Source organism: Umezawaea sp. NPDC059074, assembly GCF_042738955.1.
Taxonomy (GTDB): Bacteria; Actinomycetota; Actinomycetes; order Mycobacteriales; family Pseudonocardiaceae; genus Umezawaea.
In genome coordinates this window covers 69884-90401 of record NZ_JBHYHC010000010.1, presented here as the reverse complement: position 1 = coordinate 90401, position 20518 = coordinate 69884, and the positions used below count along the sequence as shown (strand labels likewise).

Below are 20518 nucleotides of genomic sequence, written 5' to 3'. Positions count from 1 at the left end.
ATCGGCGGCGAAGATCGTCCTACCGCCGCAGACACCTCGGCGTACCGCGATCGCGGTACGCCCCTCCACCCGTGGTCGTACTCAGCGCTTCGCGCGCTCCGACTTCAGGGGACGAGCGCCGAGCTGGTCGGCGAGGAGTTGCAGCACAGCGGCCTCGGGGTCGGCCCTCGGCGCGCCGGGGTCGGTCGGGGGCATGGCCGCGACCTCGGCGAGCATCTCCTCCTCGTCCATCGGCTCCGGTGGCAGAGGGGGTTCGTCGAGGTCCGGCGGCTCGGGCGGCGGCGGCACGTCGTCGGCGGGCGGGCGCCCGGTCGGGGCCTGCCGCTGCGGCGGCTCCGGCGCTGCCACGGGCCTGCCCTGCTGGCTCGGCCGCGTCGGCGCGGGCCGGGCGGTCTTGACCTGCGTCGGCCGCACCGGACCGGAGCCCGGCTCGCCGTGCACGACGCTGACCTGCCACGTGCCGCCCAGGACCTTGCCGAACGCCTGGGTGATCGCCCCGGCGTTGCGCGGCTCGTTCGTGAGCCTGCCCGCGATGGGCGCGGACGGGTGCGTCAGGACGATCGAGTTGCCCTCGACCTCGGCCACGGTCGCCGGTCCGAGCATCGCCCCGGCGACGGCGTTGACCTGCCGCACCGCGGTGACCAGCTCGGCCCACCGGCGGCGGATCGCGGCGATGTCCGTGCCCGCGGGCTCGGCCACCGGTTCCGGCGCGGCCGGGGCGGGTTCCGGACGGCTGGGCGGGGTGGCCGCGGCCGGAGCGGGTTCGGGCTCGGGCGGGCGCTGGGACGGTCGCTGGAAGGCGGGCTTCCCGGCCACCGGCGGGGCCGCGGCGGGCGCCTGAGCCGCCGGGGCCGCGGGAGCCTGGGCAGCGGGAGCCTGGGCGACAGGGGCCGCCGCGGCGGCGGGAGCGGACGCGGCCACGACCTGGCCGACCGGCCTGCGTTCCAACTGCTCGACCCGTTGCAGCACAGCGGCTTCGGTGTCACTGGCCGACGGCAGCAGCATCCGCGCGCACAGCAGCTCCAGCACGAGCCGCGCGGCCGTCGCGCCGCGCATGTCGACCAGACCGGTGTGCACGATCTCGGCGAACCTGGTCAGCGTCGCGGGCCCGATCTTCTTGGCCTGCTCGACCATCCGGGCCAGCTCGTCCTGCGGGGCCATCACCAGGCCCCGGTCGGCCGCGTCCGGCACCGCGCACAGCAGCACCAGGTCGCGCAGCCGCTCCAGCAGGTCCGAGGCGAACCGGCGCGGGTCGTGCCCGGCCTCCACCAGCCGGTCGACGGTGCCGAACACCGCCGCGCCCGCCTGGAGCCGGTCGGGGTTGGCCAGCCCGTCGACCATGTCGTCGATCAGCGCCACGTCCGTCACGCCGAGCAGCGCGATGGCGCGGTCGTACGTCACGCCCTCCGGCCCGGCGCCGGACAGCAGCTGGTCGAGCACCGACTGCGTGTCACGGGCCGACCCGCCGCCCGCGCGGATGACCAGCGGGAACACGGCGGGGGCCACGGTCACGCCCTCGGCGGCGCAGTTGCGCTCCAGGAGCGCGCGCATCGCGCCGGGCGGGATCAGCCGGAACGGGTAGTGGTGGGTCCGCGACCGGATGGTCGGCAGGACCTTCTCCGGCTCCGTGGTCGCGAAGATGAAGATCAGGTGCTCCGGCGGCTCCTCCACGATCTTCAGCAGGGCGTTGAAGCCCTGCGTCGTGACCATGTGCGCCTCGTCGACGATGAACACCCGGTACTTGGCCTCGGCCGGGGCGTAGAACGCCTTGTCCCGCAGCTCGCGGGCGTCGTCCACGCCACCGTGGCTGGCCGCGTCCAGCTCCACCACGTCGACCGTGCCGGACCCGTTCGGCGCCAACCCGATGCACGAGTTGCACTCGCCGCACGGGTCGGGCGTCGGGCCCTTCACGCAGTTCAGCGAGCGCGCCAGGATCCGAGCACTGGACGTCTTGCCGCAGCCGCGCGGCCCGGAGAACAGGTACGCGTGGTTGATGCGGCCCGCACCGAGCGCGATGCGCAGCGGATCGGTGACGTGCTCCTGCCCGACCACCTCGGCGAAGGTGGCCGGTCGGTACTTGCGGTATAGGGCGAGCGCCACGTTCGAGACCCTACCGGTGGGGGACGACAGTCTTGGACGCACTGGGAGCGGACCTGCTCTGACCAGGGCATAAAAGGGGACCCCGTGCACCTACCAGAGCCCGCTTATCCTTGCTGCCTTCCGGCCCTGGGGAGATTCGCGAGATGAGTACCGCACGAGGTCCGAGGCAAGTGTAGCCGGTCGTGATCCGCACCCGCCGCGTCGACCCCGTTTTGGAGGGATCACGGGGGTCCGCTAGGCTGGACCACGGAGGATTCGCATAGTGGCCTAGTGCGCACGACTGGAAATCGTGTTGGGTTAACCCCCTCACGGGTTCAAATCCCGTATCCTCCGCTCTCGAAGCAGAAGCCCGGACACCTCGCCGTGTCCGGGCTTCTGCCTTTTCGGCAGATCGCCGTCTTCCCGGCGATCCAATAACGTTGGGGCATGCCAACTCTCGCCGAGGACCTGTTGCTGCTCCTGCTGGACGACGACTCCGGCAAGCTGATCACCGACGGCACCTCCACCGACCACGCGCTCGCGGGCGCGGTGCTGGTGGACCTCGTCACGGCCGGTCGGGTCGCCGAGGAGGGCGGCAAGCTGCACGTGATGGACACCGCCGCGCTCGACGAGCCGGTGCTGGAGGCGGGCCTGGCGCGGTTGACCGAGAAGGCTCCCGCGAAGCCGCAGCGGGCCGTGGAGGCGCTGACCAAGCACGTGCGCGAGACCGTGCTGGAGGCGTTGACCGGGCGCGGGCTCGTCAAGCAGGAGAAGGACAAGGTGCTCGGGCTGTTCCCGCGCAAGACGTGGCCCGCGATCGACTCCGCGCACGAGGACTCGGTGCGGGCGGAGCTGACGGCGGCGCTCGTCGGCGGGCAGCAGCCGAGCGAACGAGCGGGAACGTTGATCGCCCTGCTGCACGCCATCGGCGTGGTGCCGAAGGTCGTGGAGGGCGACAAGAAGGCGCTCAAGGCGCGGGCCAAGGAGATCAGCGAGGGCGACTGGGTCGGCGTCGCCGTGAAGAAGGCCGTGCAGGCGATCCAGGCCGCCGTGACGGCCGCCGTCGTGGTGGCGTCCTCCTCGGGCTCCAGCGGCTCCTGAGAACGCCGGACGGGGCCCGCCGGAGCGGGCCCCGTCCCCTGGACGTCAGACCTGGCGCTGGAGGTGCTCCAGCAGGTCCTCGACCAGGAACAGGATCTCGTCGGCGAGCGCGCTGCCCGTGCTGGGCCGCACCTTCACCACCTGCGGGTCGTGGTCGCTCGCCTGGTCGGCGAACTCCGCGTTGATGTGCACGACGTCGTAGTTGAAGCGCTTGATGTTCTTGCTCAGGAACAGGTGGTCGAGCACCTGGGCGTTGCCCTCGAACACGTAGCTGTAGCGCTCGAGCGGCGGCAGCGTGCCGATCAGGTCGACGACGGCTCCCCCGGCGGTCAGCTTCTGCACCGCGGGCGAGAACTGGTAGTCGTTGATGTCACCGGCGAGGACGATGTTCGCGCCCTTGTCGATCGCCTGCACCTGGTCGACGAACGTCCGCAGCGACGCGGCCTGCGCCTGCCGCTGCACCTCGGAACTGCGGGCGGGCGGCTGGAAGCGGCCGTGCATCGCCTGGTCGCCGCCCTTGGAGTTGAAGTGGTTGGCGACCACGAACACCGTGCGACCGCGGAACGTGAACTGGCCCGCGAGCGGCTTGCGGCTGCTGTTCCACGCCGGGTTCGCCGGGTCGACGCGGCCGGGCGAGACGGACAGCGCCGCGCGGCCCCTGTCCTTCACGACGGCGACCGGGGTGGTCGCGTCGCCGCCGGGCTTGTCCACGAACGACACGCGCGCCGGGTTGAACAGGAACGCGACCCGGATGTTGCCGCCCGGCTCACCGCCGTCGGTCTTGTTGCCGGGGTCGATGGACCGCGACTGGTAGCGCGGGCCGCCCGCGGCGGCGATGGCGTCGACGAACTTCGCCAGCGTCACGTCCGCGGCGACCGTGCCGTCGTCGGTGGCGCCGTTGTTGTCCTGGATCTCCTCCAGCACCACGACGTCCGGGCTCTTGAGGTTCGCCACGACCGCGGCCGCGAGCCGGTCGAACTTGGCCTGCGGGTTGGTCGGGGCCAGGTTCTCCACGTTGTACGTGGCGACCGACAGCTCGCTCTGCTTCTGCGAGCCGGTGACCTCGGGCTTGATGCCGCCGGAGGTGTACGTGCCGAGCGAGTTCGTGGCCAGCGTGTAGCCGCCGAAGTTGGTGTACTCCAGCGCGCCCACGGTCGCGCCCTTGAGCACGTCGCCGACGTTCGCCTTCGGCAGCTCCGCGCTGCCCGCCTTGACCTTCAGGCGACCGCTGTTGGGCTGGTCGTAGCCGAGGTAGACGGTGCCGCCGCGGGCCGACGGGTTCTGCTGCGGCTTGGTGGTGATGAAGCCCTCGCCGAACTCGTTGACCGGGCCGGTGAAGCGGGCGTCGTCGACCTGGAGGAGCTGGCCCTCGCGGGACTCCAGGAAGTCGAGCGCGTACTTCGTCGGCTCCAGCGGCAGGGTCTCGATGGTCGCGCCCGCCGCGTCCGGGGCGTAGGCCTCGGGGATGGACGTCGGGGTGAGGACCTCGGCCGCCGGGACCGGGTTGCCCTTCGACACCACGGTGATCTTCGTGGGCGTGGCGATCTCGGTCAGGGTCTGGTTGGTGCCGGTGTCGCCGCCGGGCCGGTACTCGGCCACGGTGCCGTTGACCAGCACGGAGTCACCGGGGACGACGGTGAACGGGACGGCGTTCGTGTAGACGAACACGCCCTCGCTGGTGCGCGGGTCCGAGTCGACCTGGGTGTCCTGGATCCAGAACCCGCGGTCGCCGGAGGTGCGGGTACCCGTGACGACGCCGGGCACGCCGGTGACCTGCTGGCCGACCAGCGGGGACACCCGGCCGGGGCCCTGGATGTCGTGGATCCGCTTGTCGCCGGGCACGGGGTCGGGATCGGGGTCCGGGTCGGGGTTGCCGCCGCCGGGCGTCTGGCCCTTGCTGTTGACCGGCGTCGGCGTGCCGACGGTGAAGTCGGCGGCGTTGTCGTCGGTGTCGGCCAGCGCCGCGCCGCGGGCGGCCGACGTGGTGTTGCCGAGGTTGCCGGTCGGCGTGCCCTCGCGGACGACGGTCGCGGTGCCGTAGCCGACCAGGTCCTTCACGCTGGGGTCCGCCGCGCAGGCAGCGGCGGTCTTGCAGGTCAGCGCCGTGGTGCCCGCGACGAGCGCGACCGTGCCGCCGGTGCCGGACATCGCGATCGTGCCGGTGGCGTCGGTCGTCGGCAGCTCGATCGTGCCGCCGGTCCCCTTGGCCTCCCCGACGAGGAACCGCCCGCCCGCGGCGATGGAGCCCGCCAGCGGGGTGGCCTGCCACGTGCTGGACGCGCTGGCGCTCGCGGGCAGGTACTGCACGCTCCAGCCGTCGACGGCCACCGCGGCCGCGCCCCTGTTCGCCAGCTCGACGAAGTCCTGGGTGAGCGTCGCGCCGGAGTTCCCTCCGCCGCCGTACACCTCGGCGATCAGCGCGTCCGGGCTCGGCGCGGCGTTCGCGGTCACCGGCAGCGCCACGGCCAGCGTCACGGCGGTGGCGGCGGTGACCGCCAGTCCGACGCGGGGCAGTGATGGTCTCAAAACGTCCTCCGGATGTTGGCGGGTCCGCGAATCCTCCCCGTATCGAGTGAACGAAGGAAGGCTTAGTTACTAACGGTTAACCCGCCCATTGAGAGGTTGACATCTGCCGTAACGAACCGCCCACAGGCGTGGATAGATAGGGTCGGTTCACGCTTCGCGATCCCTGCCGCAACCAAAAGGTGACAGGATCACTCGAACGTGTGTTCGAAGATGCGCTAGGCTGATCACGAGGGTGCGAGCCGGTGGCCCTCCCAGCGCCGGCACCACACAGCGGATCAAGGACGAGGCGCTTGCGACCTGACGAGGTGGCAGGCGCCTCGTGCTGCACCCGCCCTTGTTCGAGGCGCGCGCCAGCCCCGTCGAACCCCAGGAGGAGCGGACCTCAAGCCCACCGACAGGACGGCGGCCACACCGACTCCAAGCGGCTGACCAGCGCGAATGCGACCGGAACGCAGAGAGCCCCGCACCTCGTGAGGTGCGGGGCTCTCTGACCAGCGGTGGCGGTGGGATTTGAACCCACGGAAGCTTTCACTTCACACGCTTTCGAGGTCTGCGAGTCACGGACCGCTAGCAATCGTCTAGCCGGTTTTTCCTGGTGGGCCCCACCCTGCGGCCAGAGGCGGCCGCCCGCGAAGCGGGGCGAATGCAACCAGAACTGCAACCGGCTCAACGCTATCCGCCCACCGCCAGCACGCCTAGGCCATCTACCTGACGTGGACGATCTGGACGCCCTCGCGGGATATGTGGATGTCGACTGGAACAACCCAGAACACACCCGCGCCGAGGCTGACCGCGACCGAGATCAGCACAACAGCTCGAAAAGTTGCCGCCCAACTAGCCAGGGCGCGATCGGCTGCACCGGTCACCCCGCACCGGTCACCGCACCCAGCGTGCTGGTCACCGGATTGCCCACCTCGGCCTACTGGAGATTCTTGGCCATCGGTCCCTAGGGTCAAGTCGTACTCCATGTGTGTGAGGGACGAAGCGGGGCGGCCGACTAGGCCCGGACGGTCAAACCGGCCGCCACGCACGGCCACCGCATGGAGCAGGGCTGATGCGTCTGGCAACGCGTTCAGTCCAGACGGGCGGCTCCCCGCGGGGAGCCGCCCGTTGCCATCTCCGCACGGCGGTACCGCGACTCTATGAGCGATCATCTTCTCGCTCAGCTCCCTGACGACGAGAAGGCCTCCGGATGCGCCGGGCGGCCACTAGGAGTTCGTGCGCGCTGTCGATGTCTAGACCAACAAGTCACCGTTCATCAGCGGATTCGACCACTGCGGCCTTCTGCGTTGGTGTCGGGATGGCTGTACAGCCCGGCCTTGACGACCCGGCCCACTTGCAGCTTCTTCCCGGTTCAGAGCCCTGCGACGAAGGCCCTGAACCGTGGCGAGCACTGACTTAACGGGAGCGCGTACGGCGGCCAATGAGACGACCACTGCCCATAGCGGACAGGTACTGGGTCCCACGGCAAGAAAAGATCAATTCACACTTGGGTCGCTTCATCCATTTCGATGACAAAATCCCTGCATGTCAGCGCAGCTTCGCGAACAGCGCCCGCCCGTATTGTCAAGGCCACGTCATCGACACTTACGTTTACAGATTTGAGCTTCTTTATGACAGAAGCCATGATGCTTCTTCCTCTAACGCCGTTCTCAAGTCGAGTTGACCCATAAGTTGCTGACTGACCGGTAGCATGGGCGCATACTACTCGCTGCGCGGGTTACTGTCATTCGAATGCATAGTCTCCTGAGAGGGATATATCATTAGGTCAACGTGGGAGACTTTCGAGGTGCCGAACACGGCAAGTTGACGCTGCGCCAGTTGAGCACTCGAACCGGCATTCTGCTCGACGATTCTCGAGCGGTCCTCAGAGCTTTCGTGGATGCGGGAATTCTGCTGGAGTGTGTCGAGTCGCTGTCATGCCAGAACGCTCCCGTCATCCGGCACTACCGCCTGGCCGACGACGGGGAATGCCCTCGGGCGAGGCGGTGCATGAACCGCGGCGGTGTCCGCTCCAGGGTGGGTAGCCGTCCCAACAGCACTGTCGCTTGCCAAGTCTCAGATGTAACACCGTCGTACTTGAAGCAGGGCGCCAGGGACGCGAACCCTGCTACGCCGAGCCTGGGGCTGACGCTCATTTTCGTCATCTCAGAGTGGAAGGATCTCTGCTCCGGTTACAGCATCTTCAAGAAGACATGAGTACGATGCCATTCGAAGTACTTCTCCCGGTTTTCGGTCCACCACGCTATCACCCGATCTTGAAGGTGACTTTGAATCATCGCTGTCACTTCGGGCGACTCGACAGCTTTGGTGCTGACCATAAGTTCGCCCCCGCGGCCAACTGCGATGTACCCGCGTTCGAACAGGCCGTCACAGCCAAGCAGGCACGCCAACATCCCGACGTTGTCGAAGTCGCGGCGTTCGTCCTCGGTGCACTTCGATCGCTTCTTGATGTGAGCTCCGACGAGGAGACCTGGTGGTAGTACCCGTCCGCACAGCGCGCAGCTGCCTCTGCCGATCTCGTTGAGCCGCTTCTTGAACTGGGGCTGTTCGAGCCGGATGGCGCTTGCGCGTTCCCCATCGGTCGGGCCGTCGAAGATCCGAGTCAACTGCTCGTGCGCGTCGCGGTCGCTACCTGCTACCTCTACTGGGGCTTCCTCGGCCGGAGCTAGGTTGCATAGCTCCCGCAGCCCCTCGGCATCTTGGGCGTGATAGATGTTGAAGCCCTGTACGACTGCCTTCGGCTTCCACTCCAGCAGAAGCCTGACCTCCTGGATCGGGACATCGATCTGCCGCACATCCGTCAGGGCGTACATGTGCTCCCAGGTCTGAGGTACGTCCGACTTGTCGAACCCCCACAGGCGCTTGGCCAACGCTGCGTTGTGCCAGCGGAGGACTACGGTGCCCGCCAGGTACAACCTGCCGCTTCCGTAGAACAACACGAAATCACCCGCTCGAAGGCGTGCGACCTTGCCTACGTTCACGTTCCGTTTGCCGGGCACCACCCCCCACATTCGCGCACGTCCATCTGGGAAGAGGCGATGCAGATCCGCCAGTACCGATGGCGCCAACAGGTCAGCGTGTTCGTCGAAGACGACCAGGCGCTCAATGGTGTCCTCGTAGTGCTGCAGCACATCACCTACGAGGTTTGCCGGCTGTAGAGCTACTCGCATACCTGCCCCCTGAGCTCACGCTGGCCCTCTCCAGGACCAAACCTGGGGGATCTTGGCACGCCACACCGACAGTTCCAGTTCGGGACGCCTTCAACCGACGGGGTCTCCGCGCGGCGGCTCTAAGCCAACGGGCCAGCCGAGATGTCCACTTGCCGCGCAGCGTGCGTTGTTCGCAGACCTGTTCGTTACGAGGGAATCTCGCCGAGCGAGAGACCTGGGCTCTCCTACTGCTACGACCTGGTCAGGATGTTGTGGTCGTCCATGGTCGTCCGGGGGGATCCAGTGGGACTGTCACGCACCTAGTCACGCAGAGACCTCCGCTGCTGTGCCGAGGTCGGCTCTGACTTAGGTCCTTGAGAGGGCTCGCCCACCTGGCCAGCCACAGGTTATTGCAGCGTAGCCCCCCTTCGGCGTGGGGAAGGCGCGGGATCCACGGATTTTGTAGAGTTGGCGGATGAGCCCGAGTCAACTTCCATTTTCAAAATCGCAAGCTGAGCGCCTTGGCAAGCGACTAGTCGCAAACCCGGTGCCGGACCCCGGAGACTTGGACCTTCTTCGTGAGTTTCTGGCTGCATACGATGACACGCTCAGTGAGGCAGTTGAACGCGTGGAGCGCGAGACAGGTTTTCGGGCGACTCCTCGACTGAAAAACACTCCAACTATTCTTGAGAAACTAAGAAGGCAGGGAGGGCTCCCTAATATTCAAGACCTTGCCGGGATGCGAATAGTCGAAGACTTTGATCTTGTTCAGCAGCTGAATCTGGGTTATGATATTAAGCGCCTATTTTCCGATGCGCCGAAGACGCCTAGGTTAGTCAACCGGGTCAACGAACCGATGTTCGGCTATCGCGCAGTGCACGTGGTTGTGTACCCCAATAAAATTCCCGTCGAAGTTCAGATTCGAACGAAATGGCAGAGCAACTGGGCTAATCTCAATGAAAAGATCGCCGATGTCGTCGGCCGAGGAATTCGATACGGAAAAGACCCGGACTATTTAGACCACAAATTCGGCCAACTGATTCTCAAAACAATTCGCGACTCCCCACGACCACATGGGAAGGTATTTGCCAATGCACTTCAGTGGCTCGAGTCGCGCGAAAGGCTTCTTGAACTCGTACTGGAGAATATGGGGTACATTTCTGAACTTATCGCGAAATACGAGTGGATGAAGGCCATTCAGGATAATAGCGAGACCCTTTCTGCACATCCCGGATATGATGAATTGGTCGAAGCTGTCAATCAGAGTGGAGTGTCCACCGAAGAAGCCAGGGTAGCACTCGCTAGCACTTACGACATATACACAGACGACATCATTGACAGCATGGCGAAAGCCCGAAACGATATGTTCGATATGTTCGATAGGGTAGGCAGGACAATCATTGAGTCATCCTTGCGAAAATTTGAGCAATCAATTCCCGGCTTGAAGCCGACGGAGGCACAAAAAGAATTTGCAACGAAAGTCCTCCTTGAAGGGCTCGCGAAAAATGAACAGAAATGATACACTAGGGACCGTGACCTATACATTCTTGATCTATGACCGCTCTGCTGGTCAGTTGATCAGCAGTCGACGGTTCGCTCTGCGGTCCGAGGCGCTAGCTGCTCGGTTCACGGCCGAACGGGATCTTGAGAATGCGGACGGAAATATCGAGATGGTAGTGCTTTCGGCTACATCTGATGAGGATCTTATGCGTACCCATCCCCGCTACTTCCAGTCGCTAGAGGAGTTGGCCAGACGTCCTGCCTAGTGCGGCCCAGCTGACTTCGAGTGGTGTCGCCAGCGTAGCCCGCTGACGACTCCCTGCAGAGACAGGGACGCAGTAGGCCGTCAGCGTCGAAATCCCGTCCGTACCCGTGTCCTCACGGGGTTTCACACGGTGCGCCGCTCTGCGAGTTCAATCGCCACACACAGCCGGAAGGGTAACCGTCCCAGCCGTCCCAACCGTCCCACCGCAGATCAGCCTGGGACGGCACGAGGAGTTGGGACGGCTCAATCCGTCCCGGAGAACAGACCGCCCCCACCTGACCTGCGGTGGGACGGCTACCCCACTAGGTCATACGCTTCCAGCAAAGCGTGCCGAGCTATGGAGGTAGTTGGTGCGCATCCGGTCGCGGTCGCTCTTACGGTCCCAAGTCCACGAAGACGGCGGTTGCGTCATCGTGGTGCTTACGTTTCCGCCCATCACCTGACGAAAACCCCTGGATTTCGGCCTTCCGGGTCTGGGCTATCAGACTTCGAGGCCCCTCGTCCGACAGAATGCGGAATAGCTCTTCCCACGACAGCATCCCGAACGCGTCGACAAGGCGACTCGCGCCGTCTGACAGCAGTGCGGCCGAAGTTACCTCCATGGCTGGAAGGCTTCCGCACACGGCTTGATAAGCGGCATCGGGCATGGTGTTAGCCACGTAGTAGCCACCTGGCGTGTTCTGTACTGCTATAACCGCTTCATATGAGTAATCATTCAGATTGGCCATCCGCTCGTCTAGAATTGGTTCGACATTTCCGGAACGGCTGATTAGTAGCGGGGAGTCTCCGAGTACCAGGTAGTCAAGGACGTCGCCCTGATTGCGCAATATTGTGACTGTCGACGACGGACTATCGGGATTACTCAGATCACAGGTCTTATCATGCGCCGAGCAAGTTCGTGTAATCGACTCGGCAAGAGCATCGGTCAGCGCTATTTCAGGCGCTAAGGTCAACAATTGAGCCAGGTTCCCGGCCAGTTGACGAACCACCCAAGGAACGTTGTGGATACATCCGTTCTCCGCAGGTCTCAGTGCGGTCGCCCCATCGAGTACGACGGCCCAGCCCAGGCCAACTGCTGCGTAATCGTCGTTCTTCCGACCGGGCGTCGCTTGGCTCTCTACTACGGCTCGCATCTGGGCCCCTCAGTCGGGAATCGGGAATCGGTAGCGGAACGCGGCGGTGTCACCAGCGATCACGGAAATCATGACCTCTACCGCGCGACCAGTGTCGTCATAAATCGTCCTAATAAGCTCGAGAACGGGAGTACCCGGCGGAAGTTGAAGTGAAACAGATTCTGGCCCCGAGGGCATCCTGGTTGACAGTTCCTCTTCCACCTCTGCTAGTCGGTACCCGCTCTCCTCAAGGCGGGCCAGCCCACCTCCGGGTCCGGTGTCCGATTCCATGATTGCCGTTCCGCGAACGACGCCGAGCTCGTAGTAGCTGTCTGCGAGCTGATTAGGGCGTCCATCGACGGCGGTGGTCCTGCGTCGAGCCCACACAAGGGTTCCGATTTCCACTCGCAATCGATCAGCCACGAACTTTGGTGCAGGAACTTCTTCAAGTGCTCGAATCGATTGGCTCGCCTTGCCGTAGATTGAATCCCGTGGCGTGGCAACAAGTACCGTCTTGCCTGACTGCCAAAGGCTGCGCGAGTACCGCTCAATTCCCTGCAATTGTGCGATTGGATGCGAGCGAACAAAGGTTCCGCTGCCCTGCATCGTCACGATTAGCCCCTGCTGCTTCAGCAGATCGATTGCCTTGCGCACAACTGCAAGAGAGCAGTTGTGCGCCGCCGCAAGCTCGTCGAACGAGGGCAGCTTGTGGCCCGGCGGCCACTCGCCGCTCTCGATCTTCAGCCGGACGTCGTCGGCTACCTGCACCTGAAGTGGGCGAGCGTCAGTGAATCCGCTGGTCATGGAACCAGTCTAGAGCAGTCTGCATACAGAGTCTTGACAACGACTTCAGATGACTCCTAATGTCTGCATACAGACCGGCAGACATGCGAACTTGGTTCGCAAGATCCAGAGGGAGTCAACGATGAGCAGCACGAACAACTACCCCGACGGCCTCACCCAGGCGGCTCTGGCCCGCATCTCGGTCGAGGTTTCGGCGGAGATCGAGGTAGCCGCTCCGACGCCGGCGCTGCTGGACGGGTCCGCGCTGGAGCGCCGTAACCGCCGTATCGCCGCCCGCGCTCAGGCCGGGATCGTCGCCCAGTACGGCGTCACGCAGGCTCAGGCTCTCCGCGAGTCCGAGGGCACGCCGCTGCCGGTCATCACGGCCACCTTCCCCGAGCCGGTCTTCGGCAAGCCCAAGAGCACCAAGAGCAAGGGCAAGGGAAACCGCGTCGGGCGTAAGGCCCGCCGTCTGGCCGCTCGCACCGCGGCGACCATGGGGCGGGTGGCCTGATGAACGCCACTTCCGAGGTCCCCGCGCCGGAGATCACCGCCGTGATCGACCAGGCCGCGGCCGACGTCAACGTCCAGTTGGCCCGCGCGGACACCAAGGCCTCCACGTTGCTGCCGTTGTTCGGCGCGTTCCTGGCCGGGGTGGTGGCGCTGTCCACCAGGCCGATGCCCACGGCCGCAGTGGTGCTGTTGTGGGTGGCCGCGGTCCTGATGCTGGGCGCTGTTCTGGTGCTGCTGCTCGCGGTCCGTCCTCGATTCGGCAACGCTGACCCGTTCGGGTTCCCCCGGCTGGCTCGGTTTGTGGATCGGCCCGGTGAGGTGCTCAACGTCTTGGTCGAGGACACCACGCCGCTCCGGCAGGCAAAGGAGCTGTGCGGATTGGCCGTGATCGTGCGGGCCAAGTACGTCCGCGTGCGTCTGGCGGTCGATCTGATCGTGGCTGGCCTGGTGTCGCTGGCTGGGAGTCGCGCCACGGCTCAGCGGATCACCGCGGCGGTGTCGTGATGGCGGGCAAAGCGTTCGGGTGGGTCTGGACGCCCAGCGTGCCGTGGCAGACCGGTCCGACCTACACCCGCGGCACCCACGACGGGCTCCCGCTGCTCTCGCACGGCATGGCACCCCGTCACCTGCTCGCGACCTACCGGCAGTTGCGGTCGCTCAACCTGCGTCCCGGCGGGGCGGACCCGGTCGCGGTGCTCTACGGCCGCCACAACAAGTCCGGCAAGACCTGGTTCGCCTCGCTCTACCTCATCGCCGCCGCGGTCCCGGTCCGGCCGATGACGCCCGCCAAGTGGACCGCGATCGCGAAAGCCAACCTCGGTCGCCGGATCTGCCCGGAATGCGGCCACGACCGCGGCTACATCGTCCCGCGCTGGGACGGCCGCAAGTGCTGCGTGCCCTGCTTCGACACCGCCTGTGACACCGACCTGAAAGAGGCCGCCTGATGTGGATCACGTGCACCGCCTGCAACGGAGACGGCTGCTCCGACTGCGGCGATAACGGCGGGGCGAACTTCCCCGACAACGACCCCGACCAGTAGCCCACGAGAGGAGATCCACCGCCATGACCACGGGCAACGGCGTCCGGTGCACCCCCGAGTGGGGCGACCACGACGGCTACTACAACACCGGGCGGACCGGGACCAACCCGCTCACCGGCGACACCTTCGAGGTGTGGAGCTGCCAGTGCGGCGAGAGGACCTACGAGTCCTACCCGAAGTACCGCTAGCACCAAACCATCCACATCGGACACCCAAGCGAAAGTGAGAACCACTGTGAAAGCCCCGAACGCGTCCATCACCGCCGACATGGTCGTCATCGGCCACGACCCCCACGGCATCCCCAACGTGCTGCTCATCGAACGCGGCCACGACCCGTTCGCCGGACACCGCGCCCTGCCCGGCGGCTACGTCGAACCGGGCGAGACGTTCCGACAGGCCGCGGTCCGCGAGCTGGCCGAGGAAACCGGAGTCATCGTCGACCCGAACCGCCTGCACCAGGTCGGCATCTACGACGCCCCCGACCGCGACCCCCGCGGCCGTGTCGTGTCCGTGGCGTACCTCGCGATCGTCCCGGACCGGCCGATCGCCGTCGCGGCCGACGACGCCGCCATGGCCCGCTGGACCCGGATCTACGGGGTGCCGGACATCAGGAACCTCGCGTTCGACCACAGCGAGGTCCTGGCCGACGCGCTGAACCTGTTCCACACGCTCAGCCGCTAGCTCCGCCCCGAACCGGCGGTCCACTCCGCCAAGAACAGCCCGCCGGTTCGGGTCTCCCTCAACCCAGCAAGTGAGCCAAGGAGAGCACAAGCATGTCCCAGTCCCCGCCCCGGCACCACAACCACCCCGGCCGCCGCGCCGCGGCACCGACCACCGCCCTGATCACGTTCCTCGTGTTGCTGCTCTCCGCCTGCGAGCCCGGTACCACCCCGAGCCCGCTCGATCCGGCGGCCGTGCCGGTCGAGGTGCAGGACGCGCCCCGCGCCTCCGACATGGACGTCGAGTTCTCCGCGATGTGCGACGACACCGGGTTCGCCTACGACGTCGAGCCCGACACCGCCGAAGCACAGGAGGCCGCGCGTCGGTTCTGCCGCAACGCCGACACCGCGATCGACTCCGCCGACTGGCCCGCCGGTCTGCGCCCGCTCGGTGACGTGGCGGTGGACAAGTGAGTGCCGCCCTCGGGTCCCTGCCCCCGTCGTTCTGGCTGCTCGGTCTCGTGCCGGTCGTACTGCTGGTGCTGCTGTGGAAGCTCCTGGTCTCCGCCGCACTGGTCGCGCTGGCCGGATGGGCACTGATCGGCCACGGCAGCCACAACATGGCCGTGCTGATCGCGTTCCTCGCCCTCGCGTCCGCCGCGGCACTGCTGATGCCGCCCCGCCGAACCGCGCGTCTTCGCCCGTCCCGTCTGCACCGTCAGGAGGTCACGCCGTGAGCACTTACGCCGAGAACCGCCGCGCCGACCGCGCGGCCCAAGCAGAGCAGCGCCGCGCCGACCTGGCGGCCAAGACCGAGGCCGACCTCAAGGCCCGGCAGGTCGAGCGGGACGCCCGCCGCGCCGATCAGGTCATGCTGATCGAGCAGCGCCGCGCCACCCAGGCGGCCGACGCCCAGCGCGTGCAGGCCGAGAAGGCCGCGGCCCGTGACCGGCGCGCCCGTGCCTCACGCGCGGTGGCCGGGTGGGTGTCCGCGCACACCCTGGACCTGTTGTTCGTGCCGGTCATCCTGGTCCCCGCGGTGCTCGCGTGGTCGGCGATCTCCGGGTACGGCCACGACCTGTACGGGACGCCGGGGTGGACCCTGCCGCTCTACAGCGAAGCAGCGATGTGGGCGTTCGCGTTCGCCGTGGCTGCCGCCCGCCGCGGTTATCGACCGGTGGCGCGACTGCTGCTCGGGTTGTGGGTCTCCGCCGCGGTGTCCGCCACGTTGGCGTTCCTGCACGGCCTGACCGCCACCGGGGGCAGCGTCACCGATGGCGTGGTGATGGCGGTCGTCGCGGTCGGCGGGGTGATCGTGCACCAGATCGTGGACACCGCTTCCACCGCCGGACCGCGTCGGACCCGTGAGCAGCGCGCCGCGGACCGGTTGCACCGCCTGGCGGTCAAGCGGGTGGACGCGGTCCGCCGTGCCGCCGTGCGGACCGCGGTCGCCGACCTCGCCGCGGACGGCACCGCGACCCTGCTGCACCGGCCCGGTGTGGTCGGGCTGCGCCGCCGCCCGTGGGGCCGGGCGCGGCTGGTCGCGGTGACGGTGCCGGGTCTTCCCGTCGCGCCGCTGCCGGAGGTCGACGCCGTCGTCGACAGCCTCACCGACGAGATCAGCGCCTACCTGTCCACCCTGCCCACGGTCGAGCCGATTCCCCCCGCCGGAAACGACCTGGACCCCTCGGGAAATGCGGAAACGTCCGACCCGCTGCTCCTGGTGGAGCTGGCCGGACTGCCCGCGGACACCGCGGACAAGGTCCCCGGCTACGTCTCCCGTGTCCGCGCCGCGATCGACTCCGGTCGTCTCCCGGCCGCGCCGAGCCAGACCGCGGTGCGCAAGTTCCTGCGCATCCGCTCCGAGGTCGCCGCGGTCGTGCACCGCGTCCTGACCCACTCCGGTCCTGACGGCCCCACCCCCGTCACCGCATGAACACCCCGGCCGACACCGCCCTGTCCCACCGCAGCCGTACGAGGAGGTCACGATGAGCACCGAATCCCTGACCACGCCCGACCCCGACCTGTCGAACAACGTCGTACCGCTGCGCCGCGGAACCGAGGGGGACGTGACCCCCGCCGACGCCACGCCCGGCACCGACGTGGATCGCGCCCCCGAGGTCCTGGTCGGGGAGATCGTGGAGGACGCCCCCGAGGAGACCACCGCGATGGTGGCGGTCGACCAGCCCACCGCCGACACCTCCACGTGGGTGGACCGGATGCGCGGCACCGACCGGCAGCCGATCATCCCCGGCTACCTGCGCACCATGGAACAGGCCAAGGACACCGCGAAGTGGGTCGTGCGCCACTACGCCCACACCGCGGGCTTCCACGCCGTGCGCAGCCCGATCTACGCGGCCAAGCTCGCCGCACGGTCCCCCCGCGGGGCACTGCTGCTGCTGGCCTCCACCGGCCGCTGGGTCTCCGACGCCGAGGGACGTCCGGTCCGCCGGCAGATGGCCAACCAGGGCGCGGCCGACATGTACCTGAAGCTGGCGCAGCAACGGGACGCGCGGGTCCGTGCCCGCACGATCCTGCTGCTCATCGGCTCCACGGTCGGGGTGGTGCTGCTGTTCGCGCTGCCCATGGTGTCCCCGTCGTGGGTGCTGTGGACGTGCGGGCTGATCGCCGCTGCTCTGCTGGGCAGGCTCGGCACCCCGGCGGACAAGCCCGTCGCCGGTCGCGCCGTGTTGGGCGCTCAGGTCGCCAAGCTGACCTCGGACACGGTGGTCAAGGCGCTGTCGGTGCTCTCGATCAGCGGCATCAACTCCGCGCTGGCGAAGAACCCCAACGCGATCGGGTTCACCGCGCCCATCACCCGCGACGGGCCGGGCTGGCGGGCCGAGGTCGACCTGCCCGCAGGCGTCACCGCGGCCGAGGTCACCGAGAAGCGCGTCAAGCTCGCCTCCGGGTTGGGCAGGCCCCTCGGGTGCGTGTGGCCCGAGGGCAAGCCCGAAGTCCACCCCGGACGGTTGGTGCTGTGGGTGGGCGACCAGGACATGGGCAAGGCGCGTCAGCCCGCGTGGTCGCTGCGCAAGGGCACCGCGATCGACCTGTTCGCCCCGCAGCCCTTCGGCACCGACCAGCGCGGCAAGTGGGTCGAGCTGGTGCTGATGTTCGTCTCCGGGATCATCGGAGCGGTTCCGCGCATGGGCAAGACGTTCACGCTGCGGGAGCTGCTGCTCATCGCCGCGATGGACCCGCGGGCCGAGCTGCACCCGTTCGACCTCAAGGGCACCGGCGACCTGTCGCCGCTGGCACCGGTCGCCCACCGCTACCGCGCAGGCGACGACCCCGCCGACATCGAGTACGCGGTGCAGGACCTCCGCGAGCTGCGGGAGGAAATGCGGCGCCGCACCAAGGTGATCCGGGAGCTGCCCAAGGACCTGTGCCCGGAGTCCAAGGTGACCACGGAACTGGCCAACAACAAGTCGCTGGCGCTGCACCCCATCGTCGTCGGGGTCGACGAGTGCCAGGTGTGGTTCGAGCACGCCGAGTACGGCAAAGAGATCGAGGAAATCGTCACGGACCTGGTCAAGCGAGGTCCAGCCACCGGGATCGTGATGCTGCTGGCCACCCAGCGCCCGGACTCCAAGTCCATCCCCACCCAGATCAGCGACAACGCGATCCTGCGGTTCTGCCTCAAGGTCGCCGGTCAGGTGCCCAACGACATGGTGCTGGGCACCTCCTCCTACCAGAACGGGGTCCGCGCGACCACGTTCGCGTTCTCCGACAAGGGAATCGGCATCCTCAAGGGCGTCGGTGACGAGCCGCTGACCGTCAAGGGCGTCTACATCGACGCGCCCGACGCGGAAAAGATCGTGGGCCGCGCGCGGGCGCTGCGCACCGCGGCGGGACGGCTGACCGGCTACGCCGCCGGGGTCGACGTCGAGGTCGACCAAGAGGAGACCAACACCCTGTTGGAGGACGTGGCGACCGCGATCGGCGGGGCGGACAAGGCCTGGTCGGAATCCATCGTGGACCGCCTGGCGGAGCTGCGGCCCGCGACCTACGGGGCGTGGGGCGAACTGCCCACCGGTTCGGCAAAGGCGACCACCCTCGCGGGGGCGCTCAAGCCCTACGGCATCACCACCAAGCAGGTGTGGGGCACCGACCCCACCACCGGCAAGGGAGCCAACCGCATGGGCGTCGCACGGGACTGGATCACCGACGCTCTCACCGAGCGTGACGGAAAGCCAGCTCGCCGGTAGGACCCGCGGGGGTCTGGGTCTAGAGGTCACCCCCTCTAGACCTAGGCCCTCCCCTAGGAAGTCGAATACCACCTGATCAGCGCCCTAGCTCCTAGAGGCGCAGCCCTCGCGCGCCCAAAAACAGCCCAGGAGCACCCGTGAACACCCTCATCGCCACCATCGGCCTGCCCACCGCACTCCTCATTGTGGTCACGCTCTGCTACCTCGTGACGTGTGGGGTGTGGCCGTTCAAACCGTGCCGGACCTGCAAGGGAGCGGGCCGTTTCCGCGCCAGGCTCCTTGGCGCGGTCCGGTTGTGTCGCCGCTGCAAGGGCACCGGGCTGCGGCTGCGGTGGGGCCGCCGAGCGTGGAACGCGGCCACCAGGTTGCGCCGCGCCCGCCGCGCCGCCCGAACCGGTGCAGGTCCAGGGATTCAGATCGACCGCTGACGCGGACTGACCACAACGGACACCACATCGGCGCTGCTCACCACGGGGACGTGACAGCAGTTCCGTTGCGGGGAAAGGGAAACCGCCATGTGTCGATCCTGGCGTCGCTGCCGTGGTGGCAGCGGGAAGTCCACCCAGAACACCCGGAAAGCCGTGTCCCGTGCCAAAGCCGCGCTGGACGCGGCGAAGCAGACCGGTGACCTCGACCAGGTCACCGCGGCCCGCGAACGGCTCGACGCCGCACGGGCCGCGCACCGGGTCGCCAAAACCGCGGCCGCTGCCGAGGAATCCGCGCGTCACCACGGGGACGTGACATCCGAGCAGTCTCCGACCACAGAGGACGACCCGACGATGAACGACCAGCCGCACCAAGGCGACGACCACGACCCGCGACCGCGGATCATCCTGCACAACACCAACATCGTCTCCGGCAACGCCACGGTCGGCAGTCAGCACGACGTCAGCCACGACTCCTACACCGCCGAGCCCACCGCAGCCGACGCCGCCAAGCAGGCCGAACGCGCCAAGAAGCAGGCCAAGAAGGCTGCCAAGCGCGCCCGCCGCGCCGAACGCGACGCACACCACACCGTGAACGTGGCATCCGGTGATGCTGGCGTGGACCTGCAAGTCGGGGTCCAGCTCGGCGGAATGACCATCACCGGCGGTGTCGGCAACTACATCAGCGGAGCCACCGGCACGATCAACGTCAACAACGTCGGCGGACCCAACCGCGGCAGGGCGCGAGTCGACTTCGCCCACGACACGGTGACCTTCGGCCAGCCACCCCGCACAGGTCACAGCGGGGACGTGACACCCCCGACCACGAACGACCCGCACACGGACGACCACGGCACGCGGATCGTCCACACCCCCGACGGAACCACGCGCGTCGATCCGGACGGCTACGTGGAGTCCATCCGCGACGGACAGGTCCGGTTCCGAGGTCACGTCAGCGGCGAAATCTGGGTCGACGGCCAGCGCCTGCGCTGACAACCACCCTGCTCAGGCCGGGGACGTGACCTCGCACCACCCCTGCACCAGCTCGGTGCCGCGCCGGACGTGACCCCCCCCGCCCCCGCGCGGCACCCCGACCCCGTCCCCCGCACCCCCCCAGGTCGTGCTGCGCAAGGAACCCACCTGTCCGAAAACC

19 protein-coding genes, 1 tRNA gene and 1 other RNA gene are annotated in these 20518 nt (G+C 67.4%); 15 read left to right on the top strand and 6 right to left on the bottom strand.

Annotated features, from left to right (window positions below; genetic code table 11):
- Window positions 1–81: 81 nt before the first annotated feature.
- Together ACFWW9_RS07670 and ffs are read right to left on the bottom strand one after the other, a co-directional pair.
- Entirely contained in the window at window positions 82–2100 is a 2019-nt protein-coding gene (locus tag ACFWW9_RS07670; protein WP_390372879.1) for a DNA polymerase III subunit gamma and tau, read from the bottom strand.
- Between the two features lie 71 nt (window positions 2101–2171).
- An RNA gene (ffs, locus tag ACFWW9_RS07665) (signal recognition particle sRNA small type) lies at window positions 2172–2266 on the bottom strand.
- A gap of 82 nt (window positions 2267–2348) precedes the next feature.
- Here ffs and ACFWW9_RS07660 point away from each other — a divergent pair.
- Both ACFWW9_RS07660 and ACFWW9_RS07655 read left to right on the top strand, forming a co-directional pair.
- Window positions 2349–2433, top strand: a tRNA-Ser gene (locus ACFWW9_RS07660).
- 93 nt (window positions 2434–2526) lie between these two features.
- The gene (locus ACFWW9_RS07655; protein WP_390372877.1) at window positions 2527–3180 is read left to right on the top strand and encodes a GPP34 family phosphoprotein; all 654 of its coding nucleotides are present in this window, start codon (window positions 2527–2529) and stop codon (window positions 3178–3180) included.
- A gap of 45 nt (window positions 3181–3225) precedes the next feature.
- Here the strand turns inward: ACFWW9_RS07655 and ACFWW9_RS07650 are convergent, their stop codons facing one another.
- Complete coding sequence (locus tag ACFWW9_RS07650) at window positions 3226–5706, bottom strand: endonuclease/exonuclease/phosphatase family protein (protein WP_390372874.1); 2481 nt, start codon at window positions 5704–5706, stop codon at window positions 3226–3228.
- A 713-nt stretch (window positions 5707–6419) separates the two neighbouring features.
- On the opposite strand from ACFWW9_RS07650, the gene ACFWW9_RS07645 reads away from it, so the two are divergent.
- Window positions 6420–6656: a hypothetical protein gene (locus ACFWW9_RS07645; RefSeq protein WP_390372871.1), complete on the top strand. Its 237-nt coding sequence runs from the start codon at window positions 6420–6422 to the stop codon at window positions 6654–6656.
- 1224 nt (window positions 6657–7880) lie between these two features.
- On the opposite strand, the gene ACFWW9_RS07640 is transcribed toward ACFWW9_RS07645, so the two are convergent.
- Window positions 7881–8840, bottom strand: a complete 960-nt coding sequence (locus ACFWW9_RS07640) for a hypothetical protein (RefSeq protein ID WP_390372869.1) — start codon at window positions 8838–8840, stop codon at window positions 7881–7883.
- A gap of 493 nt (window positions 8841–9333) precedes the next feature.
- On the opposite strand from ACFWW9_RS07640, the gene ACFWW9_RS07635 reads away from it, so the two are divergent.
- Window positions 9334–10377 (top strand): hypothetical protein, encoded by a 1044-nt coding sequence (locus tag ACFWW9_RS07635; RefSeq protein ID WP_390372866.1) that lies wholly within the window; start codon window positions 9334–9336, stop codon window positions 10375–10377.
- Between the two features lie 620 nt (window positions 10378–10997).
- On the opposite strand, the gene ACFWW9_RS07630 is transcribed toward ACFWW9_RS07635, so the two are convergent.
- Both ACFWW9_RS07630 and ACFWW9_RS07625 read right to left on the bottom strand, forming a co-directional pair.
- Window positions 10998–11756: a protein phosphatase 2C domain-containing protein gene (locus tag ACFWW9_RS07630; RefSeq protein WP_390372863.1), complete on the bottom strand. Its 759-nt coding sequence runs from the start codon at window positions 11754–11756 to the stop codon at window positions 10998–11000.
- Window positions 11757–11765: 9 nt separating this feature from the next.
- The gene (locus tag ACFWW9_RS07625; protein WP_390372860.1) at window positions 11766–12539 is read right to left on the bottom strand and encodes a GntR family transcriptional regulator; all 774 of its coding nucleotides are present in this window, start codon (window positions 12537–12539) and stop codon (window positions 11766–11768) included.
- Between the two features lie 121 nt (window positions 12540–12660).
- Between ACFWW9_RS07625 and ACFWW9_RS07620 the strand changes: the two genes are divergently transcribed.
- From ACFWW9_RS07620 to ACFWW9_RS07570, 11 genes are all read left to right on the top strand, one after another.
- The gene (locus ACFWW9_RS07620) at window positions 12661–13032 is read left to right on the top strand and encodes a hypothetical protein (RefSeq protein ID WP_390372857.1); all 372 of its coding nucleotides are present in this window, start codon (window positions 12661–12663) and stop codon (window positions 13030–13032) included.
- Window positions 13032–13535: a Pycsar system effector family protein gene (locus ACFWW9_RS07615; RefSeq protein WP_390372852.1), complete on the top strand. Its 504-nt coding sequence runs from the start codon at window positions 13032–13034 to the stop codon at window positions 13533–13535. The genes ACFWW9_RS07620 and ACFWW9_RS07615 overlap by 1 nt, the downstream gene beginning before the upstream one ends.
- Window positions 13535–13975 carry an RRQRL motif-containing zinc-binding protein gene (locus ACFWW9_RS07610; RefSeq protein WP_390372849.1) on the top strand — a complete coding sequence of 147 codons (441 nt, stop codon included), beginning with the start codon at window positions 13535–13537 and terminating at the stop codon, window positions 13973–13975. The genes ACFWW9_RS07615 and ACFWW9_RS07610 overlap by 1 nt, the downstream gene beginning before the upstream one ends.
- 118 nt (window positions 13976–14093) lie before the next feature.
- Entirely contained in the window at window positions 14094–14258 is a 165-nt protein-coding gene (locus ACFWW9_RS07605; RefSeq protein ID WP_390372847.1) for a hypothetical protein, read from the top strand.
- Window positions 14259–14292: 34 nt separating this feature from the next.
- Complete coding sequence (locus tag ACFWW9_RS07600; RefSeq protein WP_390372844.1) at window positions 14293–14751, top strand: NUDIX domain-containing protein; 459 nt, start codon at window positions 14293–14295, stop codon at window positions 14749–14751.
- Between the two features lie 92 nt (window positions 14752–14843).
- On the top strand, window positions 14844–15203 hold the full coding sequence (locus tag ACFWW9_RS07595; protein WP_390372842.1) for a hypothetical protein: 360 nt from the start codon (window positions 14844–14846) through the stop codon (window positions 15201–15203).
- Window positions 15200–15466: a hypothetical protein gene (locus ACFWW9_RS07590; protein WP_390372840.1), complete on the top strand. Its 267-nt coding sequence runs from the start codon at window positions 15200–15202 to the stop codon at window positions 15464–15466. The genes ACFWW9_RS07595 and ACFWW9_RS07590 overlap by 4 nt, the downstream gene beginning before the upstream one ends.
- Complete coding sequence (locus ACFWW9_RS07585; protein ID WP_390372838.1) at window positions 15463–16665, top strand: hypothetical protein; 1203 nt, start codon at window positions 15463–15465, stop codon at window positions 16663–16665. The genes ACFWW9_RS07590 and ACFWW9_RS07585 overlap by 4 nt, the downstream gene beginning before the upstream one ends.
- 52 nt (window positions 16666–16717) lie before the next feature.
- Entirely contained in the window at window positions 16718–18940 is a 2223-nt protein-coding gene (locus tag ACFWW9_RS07580) for a cell division protein FtsK (RefSeq protein ID WP_390372836.1), read from the top strand.
- A 137-nt stretch (window positions 18941–19077) separates the two neighbouring features.
- Window positions 19078–19368: a hypothetical protein gene (locus ACFWW9_RS07575; protein WP_390372833.1), complete on the top strand. Its 291-nt coding sequence runs from the start codon at window positions 19078–19080 to the stop codon at window positions 19366–19368.
- Window positions 19369–19521: 153 nt separating this feature from the next.
- Window positions 19522–20358 carry a hypothetical protein gene (locus tag ACFWW9_RS07570; protein WP_390372830.1) on the top strand — a complete coding sequence of 279 codons (837 nt, stop codon included), beginning with the start codon at window positions 19522–19524 and terminating at the stop codon, window positions 20356–20358.
- Window positions 20359–20518: the final 160 nt, after the last annotated feature.

Bases quoted from the DNA above. Each gene is read 5' to 3' on its own strand.
- ACFWW9_RS07655 (WP_390372877.1), top strand. From the start codon at position 2,527: ATGCCAACTCTCGCCGAGGACCTGTTGCTGCTCCTGCTGGACGACGAC.
- ACFWW9_RS07635 (WP_390372866.1), top strand. From the start codon at position 9,334: ATGAGCCCGAGTCAACTTCCATTTTCAAAATCGCAAGCTGAGCGCCTT.
- ACFWW9_RS07630 (WP_390372863.1), bottom strand. From the start codon at position 11,756: ATGCGAGCCGTAGTAGAGAGCCAAGCGACGCCCGGTCGGAAGAACGAC.
- ACFWW9_RS07625 (WP_390372860.1), bottom strand. From the start codon at position 12,539: ATGACCAGCGGATTCACTGACGCTCGCCCACTTCAGGTGCAGGTAGCC.
- ACFWW9_RS07620 (WP_390372857.1), top strand. From the start codon at position 12,661: ATGAGCAGCACGAACAACTACCCCGACGGCCTCACCCAGGCGGCTCTG.
- ACFWW9_RS07615 (WP_390372852.1), top strand. From the start codon at position 13,032: ATGAACGCCACTTCCGAGGTCCCCGCGCCGGAGATCACCGCCGTGATC.
- ACFWW9_RS07610 (WP_390372849.1), top strand. From the start codon at position 13,535: ATGGCGGGCAAAGCGTTCGGGTGGGTCTGGACGCCCAGCGTGCCGTGG.
- ACFWW9_RS07605 (WP_390372847.1), top strand. From the start codon at position 14,094: ATGACCACGGGCAACGGCGTCCGGTGCACCCCCGAGTGGGGCGACCAC.
- ACFWW9_RS07595 (WP_390372842.1), top strand. From the start codon at position 14,844: ATGTCCCAGTCCCCGCCCCGGCACCACAACCACCCCGGCCGCCGCGCC.
- ACFWW9_RS07580 (WP_390372836.1), top strand. From the start codon at position 16,718: ATGAGCACCGAATCCCTGACCACGCCCGACCCCGACCTGTCGAACAAC.